The organism is Paenibacillus marchantiophytorum, from assembly GCF_014640555.1.
In the GTDB taxonomy this organism is placed as follows: Bacteria; Bacillota; Bacilli; order Paenibacillales; family NBRC-103111; genus Paenibacillus_E; species Paenibacillus_E marchantiophytorum.
Genome location: NZ_BMHE01000027.1, coordinates 45,553 through 63,197, shown reverse-complemented (window position 1 = coordinate 63,197; position 17,645 = coordinate 45,553). Strand labels below are relative to the sequence as shown.

Annotated in this window: 21 protein-coding genes; all 21 read right to left on the bottom strand. The window is 35.1% G+C overall.

What is annotated here, in order from left to right:
* Positions 1-19: 19 nt before the first annotated feature.
* The 21 genes from IEY34_RS22480 to IEY34_RS22385 all read right to left on the bottom strand — a co-directional run bounded on the left by IEY34_RS22480 (position 20) and on the right by IEY34_RS22385 (position 17,635).
* Positions 20-1,177 carry a restriction endonuclease subunit S gene (locus tag IEY34_RS22480; protein WP_189015319.1) on the bottom strand — a complete coding sequence of 386 codons (1,158 nt, stop codon included), beginning with the start codon at positions 1,175-1,177 and terminating at the stop codon, positions 20-22.
* Positions 1,170-2,639: a type I restriction-modification system subunit M gene (locus IEY34_RS22475; RefSeq protein WP_189015317.1), complete on the bottom strand. Its 1,470-nt coding sequence runs from the start codon at positions 2,637-2,639 to the stop codon at positions 1,170-1,172. The genes IEY34_RS22480 and IEY34_RS22475 overlap by 8 nt, the downstream gene beginning before the upstream one ends.
* 193 nt (positions 2,640-2,832) lie before the next feature.
* Positions 2,833-3,807 carry an anti-phage protein KwaB gene (gene kwaB / locus IEY34_RS22470; RefSeq protein WP_189015315.1) on the bottom strand — a complete coding sequence of 325 codons (975 nt, stop codon included), beginning with the start codon at positions 3,805-3,807 and terminating at the stop codon, positions 2,833-2,835.
* Positions 3,804-4,406, bottom strand: coding sequence for an anti-phage protein KwaA (gene kwaA, locus IEY34_RS22465; RefSeq protein WP_189015313.1), 603 nt, complete (start codon positions 4,404-4,406; stop codon positions 3,804-3,806). Before kwaA ends, kwaB begins: the two co-directional genes overlap by 4 nt.
* Positions 4,407-4,778: 372 nt before the next feature.
* Entirely contained in the window at positions 4,779-5,090 is a 312-nt protein-coding gene (locus tag IEY34_RS22460; RefSeq protein WP_189015311.1) for a helix-turn-helix domain-containing protein, read from the bottom strand.
* Positions 5,091-5,405: 315 nt separating this feature from the next.
* Positions 5,406-6,875: a hypothetical protein gene (locus IEY34_RS22455; RefSeq protein WP_189015309.1), complete on the bottom strand. Its 1,470-nt coding sequence runs from the start codon at positions 6,873-6,875 to the stop codon at positions 5,406-5,408.
* A gap of 14 nt (positions 6,876-6,889) precedes the next feature.
* On the bottom strand, positions 6,890-7,945 hold the full coding sequence (locus tag IEY34_RS22450; RefSeq protein WP_189015307.1) for a nucleoid-associated protein: 1,056 nt from the start codon (positions 7,943-7,945) through the stop codon (positions 6,890-6,892).
* A gap of 99 nt (positions 7,946-8,044) precedes the next feature.
* Entirely contained in the window at positions 8,045-8,302 is a 258-nt protein-coding gene (locus IEY34_RS22445) for a hypothetical protein (protein WP_189015305.1), read from the bottom strand.
* Between the two features lie 458 nt (positions 8,303-8,760).
* Positions 8,761-9,288, bottom strand: a complete 528-nt coding sequence (locus IEY34_RS22440; RefSeq protein WP_189015303.1) for an ATP-binding protein — start codon at positions 9,286-9,288, stop codon at positions 8,761-8,763.
* Positions 9,289-9,322: 34 nt separating this feature from the next.
* Complete coding sequence (locus IEY34_RS22435; protein ID WP_189015301.1) at positions 9,323-9,694, bottom strand: ASCH domain-containing protein; 372 nt, start codon at positions 9,692-9,694, stop codon at positions 9,323-9,325.
* Positions 9,672-10,733, bottom strand: coding sequence for a GNAT family N-acetyltransferase (locus tag IEY34_RS22430; protein ID WP_189015299.1), 1,062 nt, complete (start codon positions 10,731-10,733; stop codon positions 9,672-9,674). The genes IEY34_RS22435 and IEY34_RS22430 overlap by 23 nt, the downstream gene beginning before the upstream one ends.
* 253 nt (positions 10,734-10,986) lie before the next feature.
* Complete coding sequence (locus IEY34_RS22425; protein ID WP_189015297.1) at positions 10,987-11,169, bottom strand: hypothetical protein; 183 nt, start codon at positions 11,167-11,169, stop codon at positions 10,987-10,989.
* An 18-nt stretch (positions 11,170-11,187) separates the two neighbouring features.
* The gene (locus IEY34_RS22420; RefSeq protein ID WP_444544035.1) at positions 11,188-11,892 is read right to left on the bottom strand and encodes a DUF7695 domain-containing protein; all 705 of its coding nucleotides are present in this window, start codon (positions 11,890-11,892) and stop codon (positions 11,188-11,190) included.
* Positions 11,838-11,972 (bottom strand): DUF7695 domain-containing protein, encoded by a 135-nt coding sequence (locus IEY34_RS38160; protein WP_444544033.1) that lies wholly within the window; start codon positions 11,970-11,972, stop codon positions 11,838-11,840. Before IEY34_RS38160 ends, IEY34_RS22420 begins: the two co-directional genes overlap by 55 nt.
* 689 nt (positions 11,973-12,661) lie before the next feature.
* Positions 12,662-12,928 (bottom strand): hypothetical protein, encoded by a 267-nt coding sequence (locus IEY34_RS22415; RefSeq protein ID WP_189015293.1) that lies wholly within the window; start codon positions 12,926-12,928, stop codon positions 12,662-12,664.
* A 46-nt stretch (positions 12,929-12,974) separates the two neighbouring features.
* The gene (locus tag IEY34_RS22410) at positions 12,975-13,679 is read right to left on the bottom strand and encodes a hypothetical protein (RefSeq protein ID WP_189015292.1); all 705 of its coding nucleotides are present in this window, start codon (positions 13,677-13,679) and stop codon (positions 12,975-12,977) included.
* A gap of 81 nt (positions 13,680-13,760) precedes the next feature.
* Entirely contained in the window at positions 13,761-14,813 is a 1,053-nt protein-coding gene (locus IEY34_RS22405; protein WP_189015290.1) for a hypothetical protein, read from the bottom strand.
* Positions 14,814-14,819: 6 nt separating this feature from the next.
* Positions 14,820-16,466 (bottom strand): hypothetical protein, encoded by a 1,647-nt coding sequence (locus IEY34_RS22400; protein ID WP_189015288.1) that lies wholly within the window; start codon positions 16,464-16,466, stop codon positions 14,820-14,822.
* A 101-nt stretch (positions 16,467-16,567) separates the two neighbouring features.
* Entirely contained in the window at positions 16,568-16,681 is a 114-nt protein-coding gene (locus IEY34_RS22395; protein WP_229757785.1) for an AAA family ATPase, read from the bottom strand.
* A gap of 409 nt (positions 16,682-17,090) precedes the next feature.
* On the bottom strand, positions 17,091-17,273 hold the full coding sequence (locus tag IEY34_RS22390) for a hypothetical protein (RefSeq protein ID WP_189015286.1): 183 nt from the start codon (positions 17,271-17,273) through the stop codon (positions 17,091-17,093).
* A 161-nt stretch (positions 17,274-17,434) separates the two neighbouring features.
* The gene (locus IEY34_RS22385) at positions 17,435-17,635 is read right to left on the bottom strand and encodes a hypothetical protein (protein WP_189015284.1); all 201 of its coding nucleotides are present in this window, start codon (positions 17,633-17,635) and stop codon (positions 17,435-17,437) included.
* Positions 17,636-17,645: the final 10 nt, after the last annotated feature.

Genomic DNA, 17,645 nt, shown 5'->3' with positions numbered 1-17,645 from the left:
CGGATAAAATATAGGCTCGTTATTCAAAATACTCGCTCATCAAGCTGTCGAACAGGTGTTGCGTTTCGTCGATGGCTTGTTTGACGAGGGATTTTTGTTCTTCGATTTTGGTGACGATGGTGGCGAATTGGTTTTGCAGATAGAGTGGTGGCAATGGAATTCGAAGTTCCCCTAACGCTGAAAGGTTTACTCCCTTTAATGTAGCCCCCTTCGTATTTTCTTGAATATACCTTTGACTCGATTCAGATTTAAGATACTCATTCAAATATACCTTGTTGACAACTTTATCATTTTGTCTGATAACCGCAATATTTCTTACTACATTCATATCTTTACATCTTTCATCAGTAAGTACCGAAGCACCTACTGTTCCCCTTACGGAAATCAATATTTCATTTCCAATTAATCTCGTTTTTTTATAAGGTGCTTCTATCTCTGAAGGTACGTATTTAATATTTTCTAGGACTAGCGTCCCTTGGACCATATCCACGGGGCGAATAATACCTACTCCATTACCAACATCATCACCAGGTTGAATAATCCCGTAAGACAAACCAGCACCTTCATTAATTAAATCTATTAAGGCGTTGGTCTCGATATTTTTTAACTCTCCAAACATATCATAAAAGGTGGATTTGATAAGGCTGTCCAACTCTGCAAGCTGCTGTTTGCGCATGGCAAGCAGTTCTGCTGCGGTGTCTAATGTTTTGGAGATTTGCTTTTGTGTTTCGAGTGGTGGGAGAGGAATATTCACATCCTTAAGAATTGTAGCTGAAATATTAGGTTGCGCTCCGCCAACTCCCAATTTAATAAAGTCATCCTTCTTACTGCAAAGAAAAAAATATAGATAGGAACTATCCACATCTTTGTTAGGCAAAAAAGCTGCACAGGCTTGATTGGTAGCAGCTTCGATGGATAGAATCGAGCAAGCACCAATAGTAGCCCCATACATTGCAATAAGTACTGTATCAATTGGAAATAACTTTGCTGAGCTATTTCTAAGTGCTTCTTCTGTAATCCAATTATCTACTTGGGTAATATATTTATCTTTCAAATCACCAGTTCTCACCCACTGAATGGTCCCATTTTCATAATATTCAGGCTTACTTTTAGAAGGAGTTCCACCTGAAGCTATTTTAAAAACATCACCAAACTTCACCATTTCCCACTTACTCACCCAAAAGCCCCCTCAATTCCTCCATCTTGGCAGCAATATCAAGGTTCAATCCATCGAGCCGAGCAATAATCACTTCCGGCTTATCGTACTCCACTTTTTCATAAACCACTTCTTTATATTTGTTAATTGATAAATCATACTCATTCGCCTCAATAGCAGCCTTATCTACCAAGAAGCTAGCCTCAGTTAGCATGCGATCCATCTCACCCTCAAGGTTATGGAAGCGAGTAACAATATCGGGAATATCATTGGCTTCAACAGGAGATCGTTTATCATCCAACGAAAAGCCGTCAGCTTTCATATCATAGAACCAAACCTTATCTGTACCGCCTGCACCCGTCTTGGTAAAAACAAGAACAGCCGTGCTCACACCGGCATAAGGTTTAAACACACCGCTCGGCATTGAGATAACAGCCTGAAGCTGGTGATTCTCCACCAGTTCTTTACGCAAAGCTTTGTGTGCCTTGGTAGAACCAAACAATACACCATCTGGCACGATACATGCGCAGCGTCCACCCTTACGGAGAATTCGCAAAAAGAGTGCCAGAAACAAAAGCTCCGTCTTTTTGGTATCACAGACTGTCTTCAAGTTATCGTTAATACTCTCGGCGTCAACCGTTCCTGTGAATGGCGGATTGGCAAGTACAATATCATACGCGGAAGCAATACTGTTCTGCTTGGATACACTGTCCACATAATCGATATGAGGCTGGTTAATAGAATGAAGCATCAGGTTCATAGCCGATAGGCGCAACATGGTACGGTCTGTATCAAATCCAGAGAACATCTCTCCGGCAAAATGCTCCCACTGCTCACTAGTCATCTCAGCTTCGAAGTTCTCTCGGATATATTCTGACGAAGATACTAAGAAGCCCGCTGTACCGCAGGCAGGGTCACAAATTTTATCGTTAGGAGTAGGCGCAAGCAAACGCACCATCATATCGCGGATATGCTTTGGCGTTCTGAACTGGCCGTTCTGTCCTGCGGAAGCCAGCTTACCGAGCATATACTCGTAAAGGTCGCCCTGCATATCCAAGTCTTTAATATCGTGTTCATACAGCTCATCTAGGCCTGTAATCATTTTTTGCAATACCTGAGGTGTAGGCACTAGGAACATCGCATCCTGCATATAACGCGAGAAGGCCGTCGTATTCGCACCATTCATTGTTTTAATAAATGGGAAAACTTTTGTACCGACAATATCGTAAATAATACGAGAATCTTTCGTCTTGAATTTGCTCCAACGCATGTTTTGCCCATCTTCATCCTGTGGAAAAATCTTCGGTATCCCTTCACCGCCAAGTGCCTCGAAGCTCTCGTTTTCCAGTTCCTTTTCATCAAGAGAACGAATGAACATCAAGTAAGTAAGCTGCTCTATAACGGTTAATGGGTTGCTAATACCGCCTGCCCAAATATCTGACCATATTTTATCAATCTTATTACGAACTTCTCCTGTTAGCATGGTATTGCTCCTATCTGTAGCTTATTAGTTCTATAGACTTATTCCACAATTAAAGAGAAAACCCCTTCATTCGACAGAGGTTTTCCATAATTATACACTATTTATTGTACTATTCTTCCAGCATAATATGTTCACATGTAGAGACTCTGACATCTCCTATGAATAAAGATGAAATCCATAAACAATGTAAGGATTATACTATTACTTCTAGTAATGTATCTTTTGCTAAACTAGCATAGTAAAGATTTGTTAATTCCGATTGTAGAAAGTCGTCATTTAGCAGCTTAATAAATAATTGCTTTGAAATATTCGTAGAAAGTGAGATTCTACTTTTATCTGCATTAAATTGAAATTTCCCTACTAATGATGGGTAATTTTCTACAAAGGATATTATGGTAAGTGTAGGTATTTTCCCCAAAACCGGTGATGAAGAATATACTTTAGTCATTTTTCGAGCAAAAGTAATATCCTCCATTAGGGTTTTTAAATCTTCAGGGTTTTCTAGTATTTCTGCTTCTATAATTTTTTCCAAGCAAGATTCAGCTTTCCTTTTTATTACATCATGAAATCCAAAAAATTTCTCTAAAGTCTTTAGATCTTTAATGAATAATGTATTATTTAATTTTATAAAATCAAATGAAATATTTATTTTCACAATGTCTTCATCTAGTTGAGTAAATCGTTGTTGATTCCCCCACCTTTTAATATTAAATCCACCATCTTTTTTAAAAAGACTTATTGGATAATGTTTTTTATATAAAACTAAATTTTCACCATTATGAGAAATTAAAATAACTATTCCTCTTATATCTTCAAGCCGATCATTATCAAACGTAAACGTTTCTATATCCTCATTTTCAATTATTTGATCAATTACAGTTAATTCATTAGGAATTTCTTCTAGGTCATATTCGTAGATAACATTTGTTCTATCATCAGCATCAGAAATACTGATCACATTTAGATTCTGATCTTCAATTAGCTCAGATTTAACTTTCCCAATAAACTGACTAGTTAAATCTATTTGGGAATCTCGCTCAATATCAGCAAATCTAAGAACAGTTTCAGTACCTACTTTTAAAATAAAATATATTTCTGCTAGCAATTCGTGTTCATCTTGAAAAAAAGTATTAAGGCTTTGATTCAACTCATCTTTTGTCATTTTCATTCAACCCTCACAAAGTATATTTTGTCATCAAGTTTTTTATATCTTACATTCATTCCAAGAGTTAGCCGTTGTCTAGAAATAACTATAATTTCTTTTCTTTCTTCTGTTCTAAACATTCCATCAACTCTATAAATGTGATACCCCAACAAGGCCAATGAAGGATTAGCGTAAAAAATATTTGTTTTCACATAAATCATTCCAATAATAATCAGAATAAGTGAAAGAACGATAACAAATCTAGTTTTGCTTAGATCGAACGCAATTAATGGAATTATATAAGTTGCAATAAATGTTAGGTGTTCAAAATTAACATTTTGTATTTTTGTTATTTTAAAAGCTGTCCTTTGACTCCCACCCATCTTGTATTTAAATCTGCTATAGAAAATAAATCCAATAATTAAGAATGATATCGAAAATAATGCCACTATATTCATTTTAAATAATTTAGTAATGCCAATAAATGCCCATCCCCTACCAAAATATATTGGTACATTTATTGTTAATACGATAATCAGAAAAAATAATAACCAAAGAGATATTATATAAATTTCTATCTTATCCCAATTCTCTTTAATAAATTTTATAATAATCACCACCATCTATTACATGTTATTTATCCATATTGAAAGGTTTTAACCTTAGTCTTCAAACTACCTGCCTCCTGCAATTCATAGATGCTCGTGACACGAATATACATATTATAACAGCATTTTTCTAATATAGTTCTTTAGTATGATAAAAAATAATAGAATCTAGGATCTCACTTCCAACTTTATATATTACATACCCCTCAAAACGACTAATGGCTTCGGTCTTTAAAAAAAGAGCGAAGCCATTAAAATTAAATTATTATTGGAATTACTTAATCAGTATATTTCCCCATTTTTGTCATCAAATTAAACACTCAGTAACGTGAAATATTCAAAATAATAAATCTAGCATAATGTCATTTACCAACAATATAAAGTCACTCAATATCGACTTAATTTTAACTTTATGAAATCAATAATTTCATCTTGATCAGTTGTTTTTAGCTTATCAAAATGCACTAATACGTTAGCCTCTTTTTCATTGACTTCCCTGATTCCGAAAGCCTTACCTGCAGCACTCTTCGTTCCAATAAGAATCCATTCAACATCCGCTTCGAATCCTTGAACAATGGCGAGAATAGTATCAACCGATGGCTTATACTTGTCTTGCTCTAGTTCGCTAAGCGTTGCCTGTGATATTCCAATCTGATTAGAAAAGTCAACTTGATTAATCTTATTTAGCTTTCTAATCATTTTAATACGACTACCTATTGTTTCGATATGTATCACTCCTTAAAAAAATAGTCCCGATGAATGATAAAACTCATCGGGACTGACTTAGAGGTTCACGACTTTCTTTACTGGTTCACAACTCTTTTTACTGGTTCATGACTTTTTTTACTGGTTCACGACTTTTTTATCACCAGACAATCTTTGATATTTGGTATTAAAGTTGTGTCCTGGAAGTGTTCATTTCACTGGCTTTTTCATCACAAGTACTTATTGTTGTGTTCTAAGGACTATATCTTACTTAAATTTAATGCTTACTTTTAAGAACAAAAGTAAGCATTAAGGCTTATTATCATATACGTTATTTGTAACTGCATTAACATTGTTAGTTTTTGTATTGCTTGTTGTAAATAAACTCTCTGGTAGCCCAAAACCTACTGCAATCAATAAAATCATAAATGCAATGAGTCCGAATATCACATGTTTATAAAGCCTTAAGTATGAATTAACATTTTCAACTGCTGGTTCAATGTAAATACTTTTAATTTCTTCAAGGTCATCTTCTGCCAGTACCACAAATTTAGAAGTATATTTTTCATATAATCTTGTTATCTCATTTTTTCGTTTCTCAACATAACTGCGGTTGAATAAATATGAAAAAATAAAAAGCAGTGCGTGAAGCGTAAGTGCTACAATTAAATACCATCGCTCACCTTTTGATAACCCCAAAGATCCAGAAAAAAGTGCTGTAATTATTCCTAATAGTGATGTATTAATGTATGTTAGTAACTTATCTGATTCCGCTTTTAAATCAGTTCCAAATTTATGTGCTTCTTTAACTACATCTTTGCGATCATTAAAAAACTTTTTAATACTGTCTTGTATATAGGCCGAAAAATGATTTGATATAGTTTTCTCGATCTTCGGCAATAACTCATCTATTTTCGCTGTAGAGTCAGTCGAGTTCAAATAGATTGTAAATATATTTCTTGCGATTTCAATTTTGTCATTATAATGTTTTTCCTCGTAACAAAAGCGATAAATATTAAAAATCGCTGGAGCATTCTGTATTATTAGTTCTTGCGATAATGATATTTCAATGTTCTTATGGCCTCTAATTAAAAATTTTCGACCTTCACTTACTTTATTTGCGATATAAAGAAGACTTGCGTGAAATAAATTTTGATCAAACCAAGATTTAAATGAATCCGTTAAACCTTCAATTTTATAGTAATCAGGTAATGGATGTCTATCTCCGCCACGCGTAACTTCGTCATGGATTTTTTTTACAAGGTCAAATTCTTCCCTCGTTTTCTCAGTCAGCTTCTCGGCAGGTGTAATAGGATTTAGTCCGATAGGAAATAGCTTTAAATAAGAATTTGAGTAAGGTTTTTGAATTGGTAGATGAACCACAATTTCTTTTTCAATATTAATCCTTTGAAATAATTCACTATTCAGTGCATTAAAATGCTTAAAGAAGTATTCAGTCTTCAAGAAAACAAAGGTATTTTCCGGCAAGCAAAGCTTAACATCTTTATTAATCGTTAGTTTTAAATCCAAAGGAAGATCGGTATTTAAAAACCGATCATTTTGTTTAAACGCGCTAAAGTCCATTCTTCTCTCATATAAAAGCTCAAAACTTACATCTAAATTGCTAAAAACTTCATCAAATCTCTGCGAAATTATTCTAATTATTGATAGAGGAACTGAATATTTCACACTAAAAAGACTGGAGTCCTCCGAAGAATCTAGTTCGTATGACTCTAGTTCAGCTATTATTGCTAAAAATTTATTTAGCAATGTACCCATAATAGATTAACTCCCTACTTAAACTTTTCTTTTAGTTCCACACCTTTAAGTTTAATTATAGTTGTCACAGAACCATCTTCTTCATGCTTATAATCAAGAAATACCTTTGTATTCATATCTTGAAGTGGAAATTGAATTTTAATTGAACTATCCACATCTGCAAACATTGCAATAGTAGGTTTTTTCTCAGCAACAAATTCAAACATCACGTTTTCTCGTTTTTGAACAAGCCTTTGTTTAAATCCATCTATTTTATCTCCTCGGTCGGCATCCCCCTTTACGTATGTTTTAAAAAGACTGTCTAAGTCCCGATCTAAATCAATATCACTACCATTACTGAGTAATCTGTCTACTTTTGCATTAAAATTAACAATCTCCGATTGAGTTTGTATAATTTTTTCTTGAATTGCATACTCAACTAAATTAACACTAACAAGTTCTGTCATTACTTTGTTATCAATCACCGCTCTTGATTCCAAAAAGGATAGTAGAAAATATTTAGAAACCTCACCTGTTACCTGCTGTTTATCCAGTACCTTGAGATGAAAATCATCATCCCAAAGAGTTGGGCTAAGCTTTATAAACGCACATTTATGGAGTTTTTCGTTTATACTTGGCAAAATATCTTCTTGAATGACAAACTTATAGTTAGTGCGATCAATTTGAATAGCTTTGTTAGGATCCATCTTCAAAATCGCTAGATAAGGAAGACCAGTATCCAAATCGTTGTATAAAATGAAAATTAATGTCCCTGAACTTCTTGAACTTGAAGCTTTCATAACGTTAAACAGTAGCTGGGTCATATTTATACTGTTATTAATAAATAGTTGATTATCATCCGGATTTCGAGCAATTTCGTTGCAATTGAGCAGAACTGCAGCTTCTTTATGTGTAAACGTGCATGCTCTAATTTGTTTTGCAATAACTGAATTGGAAATATGCTTAGAGAAAAAATCAAGTACCTCAGAAGGAATTTGAGATAGCTCCATGAGTTGCTGGTAAGTTTTAGGGCTAGCTTTGTCTAAAGCTAAGTCATGGGCAATTAACTTCGATATCGCTATATTCGGCAAAATCCTACGCTCCCTTGTGTAATAAGTACTACATTAATGTACCATAAAGCCTGGATGTCGAATAGGATATTTTCCCAAGGAAGTAAAAGTATTCTTCATTTAGTCTGTCTCAAGTGTTAATTCCAACTCTTTAAATCTTTTTTTAAAATCACACACACCATCCCAAGAACCAGATTCTGCTTGAAGTTGGTCGACTGTAGGCATCTTAGGATTTAAAAAAGCAAATAAAACACGAGCGCCTGCCTCTTCATCACTACTTACTTCAAGATACTGTTCTTCAATATTTTTAATAAGTGTATCGTCAATCATGACATCACAGTTTATAATCAATCTGGCTCGTACTACTCTTGAATTCATACTATCGTCCCCCATAATTTACAGCTTATAAATTCATATTAGACAATATATGGCCCTGCTAATCATATATATTCTGGATATTCTAATTTTAGAAAGCAATTTGGTTTGTACTAAATGTATTCCGGAAAACAGACATGGCTATAATATCAAAAAACACCACAAACATCGGTTATGAGTCCGAGTTTGCGGTGCTTCCGCTGCTATTCTATGTCTCTAAAGTACCATAGTCAATCAATTATTAATACAACCCCCATTTATTTACCAAAACACTTAAAATGAGACTGGCGTAGTTGAGGGGCTGCCAAAATGGGATACGAGTGTTGAAGACACCAAAGTCTTCTTGGAAGTTCTGATTCTTTATTGCAGATTTTAAAGTATTCATCAAACATGTTTCATCTATCTTGTTGCTAACGATCCAAATAGATGACTCAAAAGTTGCCGTACTAATCATCGCTTTTCTAAGCTAAACCAAGAATGTTTTTAAGTTCACTATTCTCAAATTCCCTGTTTTCAGAATCTAAGATAATTAAAGGAACATTCAGTTTCTCAGAAATGATTTTTGCATAACCAATCTCTTCATCCTGAAATTCTTTAATGACTGAATGATTATGAAGGTGGCTATCCCTTGCTTGTAGCCTGGAAATAATCTCTTTAACTGAATCAATCAAGACCACAATCGCCCGCGGCGATATATCAATGAAAGTCTGTTCAGGGATTCTGGTAATGATTCCATTTATGTCGAGCAGACAGAAATGACCATCCAATAAAAATACATTGCTCTCAACCTCATCAAGAGCCTCGAGTAGATACATTTGATTGCTCTTAATGTCTTGAATCCTTTTATCTTTCGTGAAAGTTTCATTCTTTTTAAAAGCTATTAGCTTGCTTGCAGAATGCGCTTTAATTCCGTGATTGTCAGAAAGTTTTGTACAGAAAGTAGATTTTCCAACACCATGAATACCACCTACAAAGATAAGATTCCTCATTAGATCCCCCCAAGTTCAATCATTAGTATAAGTACTAGGTTATGTAACAAAACGACTGAGGAGGGTGAAAAGTTCTATACTTTGTTTTGGGATTTATAGGTTCGCTATACAGCACAGGATTCAATATTTTAATTGCATATCCTTCTGTGCGATTCTTAAAGTAGCTTTGAAAAAAATCATGACTTATTCCTGACTCATTTTTGGTTTCATCCCATAAGTTATCAGGTTGGTCTAATAAAATTTTGTCTATCTTAAACTCACCTACGATTTTTCCTTCTGGCATAGTCGAATAAACAACGATGGTATCAATGTCTTTCTTGAAAATAACTTTACGATATTCGTATTTCTTCTCTCCATTAAATATCTTCTCAACGAACTCGGGTTTAATGGACAATAAGACTTTCATATCCCTCACCTTTAATTATTATTTGTTCAAACTCTTGCTCAGATAATTTAAAGAATCCCCAGTAGGTTGAGGGGGATGAATCAAGGCCGACTTCCTCAATAAGGCGCTTACGATTTAATTTTTTGCGAAATGCCACATTGTAGGTCATTTTAATGACAAAGACATGTTTTTTCTGTTCAAAATAAGAATTTTTAAGCTCCTCTTCGGAAAAGACAGAGTAATCTTTACAATACTTAATGAATTCTGCTACGTTTGCAAATTCTTTTCTACTTCTGATCTCTTCTACAACACATATGGAAGTTGCTACAGAAGTATAATATGCACTTGTATTGGGAGTCTTCGTACGATACATTACAATAATGTCCCCACGTTTTAATGCTGAAACATTCATAGAGCAAATATATACTTTATGAATGCTGTTCGTGTGAGAGACATCTTCAATAATGTCGTAACTCTCATTATTAAGGATTGAATCCGGAAATAATCGTGTATGAAACTCAGGATAAATTGATAACATATATTTGTCTACATGTCTGGTTCTAATAACCGGATAATTTAAAAGAATATCGTTCTGTAAACGATCAAGCTGTTTAGTAAGTACGAGTTCATCCCCACGCTCCGATTGCTTGCGAGACTGTTCAATAAATCCATACCGCTTAAATAAACTCACTAAAGCTACATGTTTGGGGAACACAGTAACGTACACTTGATTAATCCCGTTGACAATAGCGTAATCCAGGGATTTTTTAATCAATCGTTCACCTAATCGTGTACCATGCGGATTTATTTTCATCGTACCGATCTTCAACCATTCTCCTAAACCCAGTGCAGGAACAACGTCCGAAACAGGGCCTACTTCTTTTTTCACATACAAAAATGCATCTAAATTTCCATTTTCATTATGCATCACATGAGCAGTTTGTTCGCTCTTACTTTGAAACCAATTGTCAAACCCATCATAATCGGCTCTCAAGGAGTCAAAGAAACTTTCCTTAATATCAATTTGTGAAAACTTTCTTAGTTGAACAATTCCTTCCATGAGCTAACCCCCGAAATAGTAATATATCACCAACAATATAGTAATATATTACCAGAAGTTACGCTTTTATCATGTCGTTTATTGTCGTAAAAAATATTGTAATTCAATGAATATCTATATAGCCATTGTAACAAACATATGTTCTTATGTATATGAGTTTATGTGTTGATTACAAGCACATAAGTTATTATAAATGATTCTGAGAACTCCGTTTATTAATCAATGATCCTAGAATTAGCTTATTGATGTTAGTTTAGCCCCAATCATCTGTAAGATCCAATTTTCTATTACAGATATCACAATGAACATGGATGACAGTACCAAGACCTGTTGGTATAAATATATAGGCAAACTTACCTCCTGCTACATCAACCGGCTCACATGAGTCCCAATCCCTTATTTTCTTTTCCATTTCTGCATTTATTTCAAATAGCATTGTTACCTCCTAAGTGTTTTAGAAGTGGTTACCTTTAGCCAGATCCTCGAATGGTTTTACAATTACAATTTCTAACCTGCTATTATCGAATACGAGAGCCTCTACTTTAAACCACCCCGTATACGTCCCTTCCACGTTCACAGGATTTATGGGAATAACGTGGAACCCGTTCTCACGACTAACTCTCGCCTGTTCTATCTCCTCTACCGTCTGAACAGATTCAACATGTATCAAAGAGACTTCACTTCTAATTTCTAGTCGTTCTAGAATAATATGAAGCATCTTGATTGACGTTCCAATTACAATAAGTTCGCTAATTTCTCTCTCTCGTATATATGTTAATACTTCATTCCGGTATTTCTCCCCAAAGAAAATAGCTCGTTTCGTTGCTGCATGCAAGTTTTGTTCACATTTTGCTGAGAACCCTGCGACATGAATCCCATCAACTATAAGTATGCCATCGTCTATGATAGCACTAACGCCAAGCCTGCTGGCCAGCATCCGTACTTTGCAACTTTTTCCTGTACCACTTTTACCGTACAAGCCAAATATCTTCAAAGGCATTCCCCTTTTTCGAACAATATTATTGTTTCTTTTTTTTGGATTTAGATCCCATTCCGATAATTCTACATACCGTTCATCTGGACTTCCAGAAGGACATGATCGTTTCAAATAATCATGTCCGCCATCAACAGAAATGTTCCCACAACTACATGACTGTATATCATATCATATCTTGTTTTTGATTCCACAATGTCATCGCAGGATAAACATCGGACGGCATTTTTAACTATTAATATCATGAAATCAAACTCCTATGTTAAATACTACTCGTTACTACGCAGGTGTTCTTAAATGCAATCTTTTAGTGTTTGAGAGTAAGTCTCATATTTTCTTTCATTAAGAATCATAGGAAGAGCAGTATTTCCATAATGCTTTCTGTATAAAGCGACAGTATGTGGGATTTGTCTTAATTGATAATGTTCTAGTGATTCCAAATGCCGATCTAAATGTCCATAGACCTCGGTAGCTTATCACGGTGATTATTATTCGCGCTTTATCTTTACTCGACAATAGAGTCAGAATTGTGTATCTTCTAATTTGTTTGTTGGGAGGATTCTTATATAATTCATGACAAACCTGCTTTATCACCAACATTAGGTCCTTATCTTCTTCGTCCCATATTGGACTTTTAAATGGATAGTCTGCCCGAGGCAATAAACTCTCTGACCACTTGCCATCTTCCTTCATGATTTGAGAAAGGACTCTCCCCTCATAGCTTTCCGAATATCCGACTTGCTCAGCCCATGACCTTGTGCCTTATAGTTAAAACGTCAAAATCCTTGGCACTCACATGTTCAGACCCACCGATGAACAACGGTCGTTCCGAATATTATTCTGTGCTTCACCACTAGGCGTAACAAAAGCATGTCAACTAACACATTACGAGCATTCAGGTCCATTTTAGCTTTGATGGTTTCGACGATCTTCTTCATAGCATCATGAATTTTGATGTCTTCATCCCCAAACAAATAACGTGCTTTTCCAGCCTCGGCGTATGGGATGATATGAAAATAAACTCTCCATCCTCGTCACTTAGCACTACAGGTTCGAATGGATATGAAAGTTCACCTGCGATATGTAACCCTGATGCTTTCATGATACTGCTGCGAAAATCAAGACGGCTCGGGATATCGTGATTAACCGCGACCGCGTCAGATAGTTTCTTCGTCAAATTGTGGCTACTCAACGTCTGCATTCGGACATGACACTTTAGTAGTAACAAGAACCTATCGCTACTAAAATTATTGTTCCTTATATTTTTCTAAAACTTCAGTGGTTTTGTTTATAAGCTTATCAAACAATTCTTTCTCTCTTTCTTTCGTAGTCAGCCACATTTCACCATATTCTTTGACAAATGCCTGAAATAATAAGTTTTCGTTTTCAGTTTCATCAATCTCTAAAATCTCTGACATTATCTTTTTATCTTTTATAACATTAAAAATCTTATAATATAACTCACTTAACCGTTCTGAAGATAATTTAGCTACAAGATTTACTGTATATGGCTTACTTGGAACGACCGAACTGACCTTCCCCTGTTGATGCTTCCTACCTTTTCTTGTAGTTACACGCTCTGACTTATCCTCTACAATTTCAATCTTTATAATATGCGTAGACTCTAATTCATCTCCCTGAATAGTTGATGAATAAAATTCAATGTTGTTTTTCAGTAAGATATTTTCAAGTTGTTTTAACTGAAAACCAAGCACATCGTACATCTTATCCTTTTCGCCACTCTTTTTACGTTTATTTATTTTATCCGAAGCTGCCGGTAGAATAAATCTATCAAAAATAGATAGTTCCTTTATTAGATCAACATGAAAGCTCGCAATGAATTTATACACTTTTCCCGCTTCAAATTGGTGTGTTTCATTCAAGATGACAGTATCGAATTTCTCAGCAAGTATTGGATCAAAAATATCAGTATCACGAAGTACATACTCCATTTTGCTAAATCCTCCTGGATAAAAATTGTCGATACAGACGCAAAGAGCCGCGGCGATACTACGTTACTAAAATCATATTTGTCATTCCATTCCTAAAAGCCTGATTTCATTAAGAATTCCCAAAATCGGGTCACTTTCTTGGGAAAGTTGGTGAACAAACTGTATATATGTTGTTAATTGTCTCTTTTTAATTGGATCATGTAGAGTAGAGATGACTGCTTCCAATTCGCCTGCGTACTTTCGAAGATCTTGTGACTTATACCAGTTCCTCATTTGAGTATCAATATTTTCCATCAGATGTTTTTTTAGACGTTCTTGTTCTTCTAACTTCTCAAGTTTCTTTCTCTTTTCTGTCTCGGCCTCACGAAGCCGCATTTGTTCTTGTCTCTTTATTTCATCTTCTTGACCTGCAATGAATTTGGCTATCAAAGCCTCGCCAATAATTTTTAATAAAGACCTGAATATTTCCCCAACTTGTTCCTCTATTGGTTCGTCAACAGAATCTGAAAACGTAATTGTTTCTGCAATTCTATTTTTTATTCTATAATCCAAAATTTCATGAAATTGAATCTCAAGTCTTCCACTTGGGAGCTTCTCATACATTGGTCCGAACACTAATGATGTCTTTTCACTTACCGATTCAGACAACAAAGAACGCCTTTTCACCATAATTTCCCTTACTTGTATTGAAAAATTTTGACCAAGTAATCTTACTTCTGCATTATCGTCCTCTCTCGAATCAACTGAAATTGAACCGCCCAGTTCCTGAATAGACTGAATCAATATGTTAATAATTCTGGATACTCGATTAACTTGTTCATTGGATACAACTATCGGAAGAACGGCTTTATTACGGCGGAATTCAGTTTTGAATTGTACGGTCATGGAACGCTCCAGTATATCTCTAAACTTATGTTCCTTATCCCTCTTAGATCTATATGCGGTTTCTTCTTGATAGTCGATAACAAACGGATGATATTGAGTAACTCTTTTATTCACACGAATTTCATCACACCATTTTAGGAAAATCTCTCTAGATTCAGGAATAAGAACTTCCATTCCATTAAGCTCTTTCAATCGCTCAATTGACTTTTGATTAAAATCAATAAATTCTAATTGACGCACCCTAGGCATCACTTATCAGCTCCCTTGTGCTGAGAATGTGAAACCACCTCTGAGAAGGTCATCTGTCAGATCTTCAAGTTCATGGGCGCTGCTCATTCCATCAGGTATAAAGTAACGACTTAAGTTATCGTTTAATAAAGCAGAAATACATCCCATTAAATCAGAAGTCCGGGGATAATCGTGTTTATTCAAATAAACTTTGTCTTCTTTATACAGGTAATTCGTAAAAGTGGATCTGGTCGATATCTTTGACAGATGTATGCCAACAATTGCATTCCGCATTTCAGAAAGCTGGTTAAAGTCATCTTCGAATTGACTTAGATAATTCTTATTTTTCATAAGCTTTGTGATATCGATTGCAAACTTCATTTTGAATTTCAATTCTTTGACAATGCCTCTTAATCTGACGATATCCTCAGTAGTTTGCATAAGGTATTTGGGCTTGGAACTGTGTCTGTGAGGCCCGTTTACCAGTACAATTTTCATGTCTCTGTATTTTTTCATTGATTTTTCCAAAAGACGATATTGGGTAAAAAATTCCTCTGCATTATATTCCGGGGCACGCAACGGAGGCAGCAGCTCCAAAGCAAGCGGTTCACCGTACTTTGCAAAAGTATCACACAGATTTATAATTATCTGATTCAACTTCGCGGTGTCCTTCCAGAACGCATCATTATCCTTCTCATAATGCAGACGCAAAATATACTTACCCTCCGGTTGTTCCTTAATCAAACCTGTTATCGTTTCAACAAATGAAATGGAACTTAGTATTTCATTCGGATACTCCATGTCTTTGATCTTCACAGGAATCATAATGTTCACAGGTCCAACGATACTCACTCTACCTGTAGATACACATAAATTCACATACTCAGGCCAGTATTCGGTATCGTGTACATCCTCAAAAATCCAAACATACATTACTAGCATTTCCAATTCGCCTTTCCTTCCATTAATGAACGGTCTATGGCGATTCTCTTCATACATTTCATCGATATCAAAGGGGTTGTTGTTATATCTGTGATTATATCGATTTATATAATAAAATTGTTCCCGTTCTCTATTGTAAATGAGTTCAACATATTCCTCGTAATATGGCCTAATATAACTTTGAGCAAACTGAAATAAATTAACGCCATATTCCCGGTAAACTTCTTTAACCCAAGCAATTAATGAATGATCTAAATATTTGAATCCTGCGATTGATGGCTTTTCAATTTCTTGTTCTCTAACTTCTTCGGTTAAGATTATGAGCCTGTCCTTATTTTGTTCGATGCCTGTTCCCCTCATCTTACTGCTCTCACAAAACTTATCTACGGCATCTTTGAAATCCTCTTGGCAGTTAAAAAGATCGACATATTTGAGTTCTTTAAACCATGATCTGTAAATCTTATCTATACGGCCTTTTGTTCGTTTGTAGTAATCTATAATAAAGTCCTTGCTTTTTGGAAAAATACTGCCGATTTCCTGTTCAATTTTTGATACTGACTGTTCAATCTTCATCTTCTCGTAGTCAATGGATTCCGGGTCAAGATAGGTATTAAAGTAATCCATCACGTACTTGATTACAGTCGTCATATTCTCAGCATGGTTTTTAAAATTAAACTCATTCAGTTTGTCTTTCTTCTTCATTTGTTCGATGTACTGCTCTACGGTAAGCATCTCCCTTTCTCCTCTCATTTTCAAAAATGTCTACTGTAATAGTGACACTCAAATACGATTTCTTGATTACCGTTAAGAAGTCCAGTAAGAGCTAAATGAATTTACTCCAATATTGTATATTTACCTGCCTCGTTATTCCCAACTATAATATTTATCCCGCTACTAAGCTCAAGTGTGAACTTCTCCTTTTCCCTTGTAACACTTGAAGTTTTCAATCTTCACCTTACTTATTATTGTGACCCTCTACTCCTCAAGAAAACGATTCTACGATAGATTATTAATCTTATAAATATTCACCAACTGTTTCGTCATTACCTGCCAAGGAATTGACTTAATCCCACAAAAGAAAAAGGACAACAACACATAAGCAGCTATCTCTAAAGAACCCTAACTATGTTCATTATTGAATCTATTCGTATCAAAGATTAAATTTAAATCATTAGAGTTTTCAATAGCTTTTTTCAATGCGGATTTAATTTATAAAATCTAATATTCTAAAAAGCTGTCAGTCGAGATAATGTACCATTCCATTCATATCTTATTCTTAGCGGAAAACCAAAAACCCTGGATACATTGAACTCACCAGGGTCTTTCATAATGTTTACTAATTCCTCAGATCGTCTTTTATTCCCAATCTTCGGTAAGATCTAATATTCTTCTGCAGATATCGCATTGAACCTTAATTACTAATCCAATACCTGTTGGGATGAATGAATATTCAAACTTAGCTCCCGTCACATCGACTGCTTTACACGAGTCCCATTCCCTAATCTTATGCTCCATTTTTTCATTAATCTCAAATTTCATAAGCAATCCCCCATCAAGCCTATTAAAATTACTTCGAAGCAACAACAAATGCAGCTCATTTCGGATCCAATTTAGATGAATTACATAGGACACTCAACAATATCAAAATGATGACCTCTAGAGCGCTTAATATCCAACATGTTCGTATAAGAAATTCGTTATTATTCTTTATCCTCTTCTCCCTTATGCCCGTCTAACTTCTTACCCCAACGGTATATAAAAAATTGAAGAACACAAATGGAAATTGACTCGATGGCTCTTAACCACTCGTGGTTCATTGCAAATCCTACACCAAATCCCAAAAATACGGCAATCACAATTTTAATAATTGTGTCTTCATTCTTATCAAACCACCGCTCCAATAACCCTCAC

What these genes read in the sequence shown, in the direction of transcription:
- IEY34_RS22475 (WP_189015317.1), bottom strand. Translation starts at nt 2,639, where the DNA reads ATGCTAACAGGAGAAGTTCGTAATAAGATTGATAAAATATGGTCAGAT.
- kwaB (WP_189015315.1), bottom strand. Translation starts at nt 3,807, where the DNA reads ATGAAAATGACAAAAGATGAGTTGAATCAAAGCCTTAATACTTTTTTT.
- kwaA (WP_189015313.1), bottom strand. Translation starts at nt 4,406, where the DNA reads ATGGTGGTGATTATTATAAAATTTATTAAAGAGAATTGGGATAAGATA.
- IEY34_RS22460 (WP_189015311.1), bottom strand. Translation starts at nt 5,090, where the DNA reads ATGATTAGAAAGCTAAATAAGATTAATCAAGTTGACTTTTCTAATCAG.
- IEY34_RS22455 (WP_189015309.1), bottom strand. Translation starts at nt 6,875, where the DNA reads ATGGGTACATTGCTAAATAAATTTTTAGCAATAATAGCTGAACTAGAG.
- IEY34_RS22445 (WP_189015305.1), bottom strand. Translation starts at nt 8,302, where the DNA reads ATGAATTCAAGAGTAGTACGAGCCAGATTGATTATAAACTGTGATGTC.
- IEY34_RS22440 (WP_189015303.1), bottom strand. Translation starts at nt 9,288, where the DNA reads ATGAGGAATCTTATCTTTGTAGGTGGTATTCATGGTGTTGGAAAATCT.
- IEY34_RS22435 (WP_189015301.1), bottom strand. Translation starts at nt 9,694, where the DNA reads ATGAAAGTCTTATTGTCCATTAAACCCGAGTTCGTTGAGAAGATATTT.
- IEY34_RS22430 (WP_189015299.1), bottom strand. Translation starts at nt 10,733, where the DNA reads ATGGAAGGAATTGTTCAACTAAGAAAGTTTTCACAAATTGATATTAAG.
- IEY34_RS22425 (WP_189015297.1), bottom strand. Translation starts at nt 11,169, where the DNA reads ATGCTATTTGAAATAAATGCAGAAATGGAAAAGAAAATAAGGGATTGG.
- IEY34_RS38160 (WP_444544033.1), bottom strand. Translation starts at nt 11,972, where the DNA reads ATGATATTAATAGTTAAAAATGCCGTCCGATGTTTATCCTGCGATGAC.
- IEY34_RS22415 (WP_189015293.1), bottom strand. Translation starts at nt 12,928, where the DNA reads ATGCAGACGTTGAGTAGCCACAATTTGACGAAGAAACTATCTGACGCG.
- IEY34_RS22410 (WP_189015292.1), bottom strand. Translation starts at nt 13,679, where the DNA reads ATGGAGTATGTACTTCGTGATACTGATATTTTTGATCCAATACTTGCT.
- IEY34_RS22405 (WP_189015290.1), bottom strand. Translation starts at nt 14,813, where the DNA reads ATGCCTAGGGTGCGTCAATTAGAATTTATTGATTTTAATCAAAAGTCA.
- IEY34_RS22400 (WP_189015288.1), bottom strand. Translation starts at nt 16,466, where the DNA reads ATGCTTACCGTAGAGCAGTACATCGAACAAATGAAGAAGAAAGACAAA.
- IEY34_RS22390 (WP_189015286.1), bottom strand. Translation starts at nt 17,273, where the DNA reads ATGAAATTTGAGATTAATGAAAAAATGGAGCATAAGATTAGGGAATGG.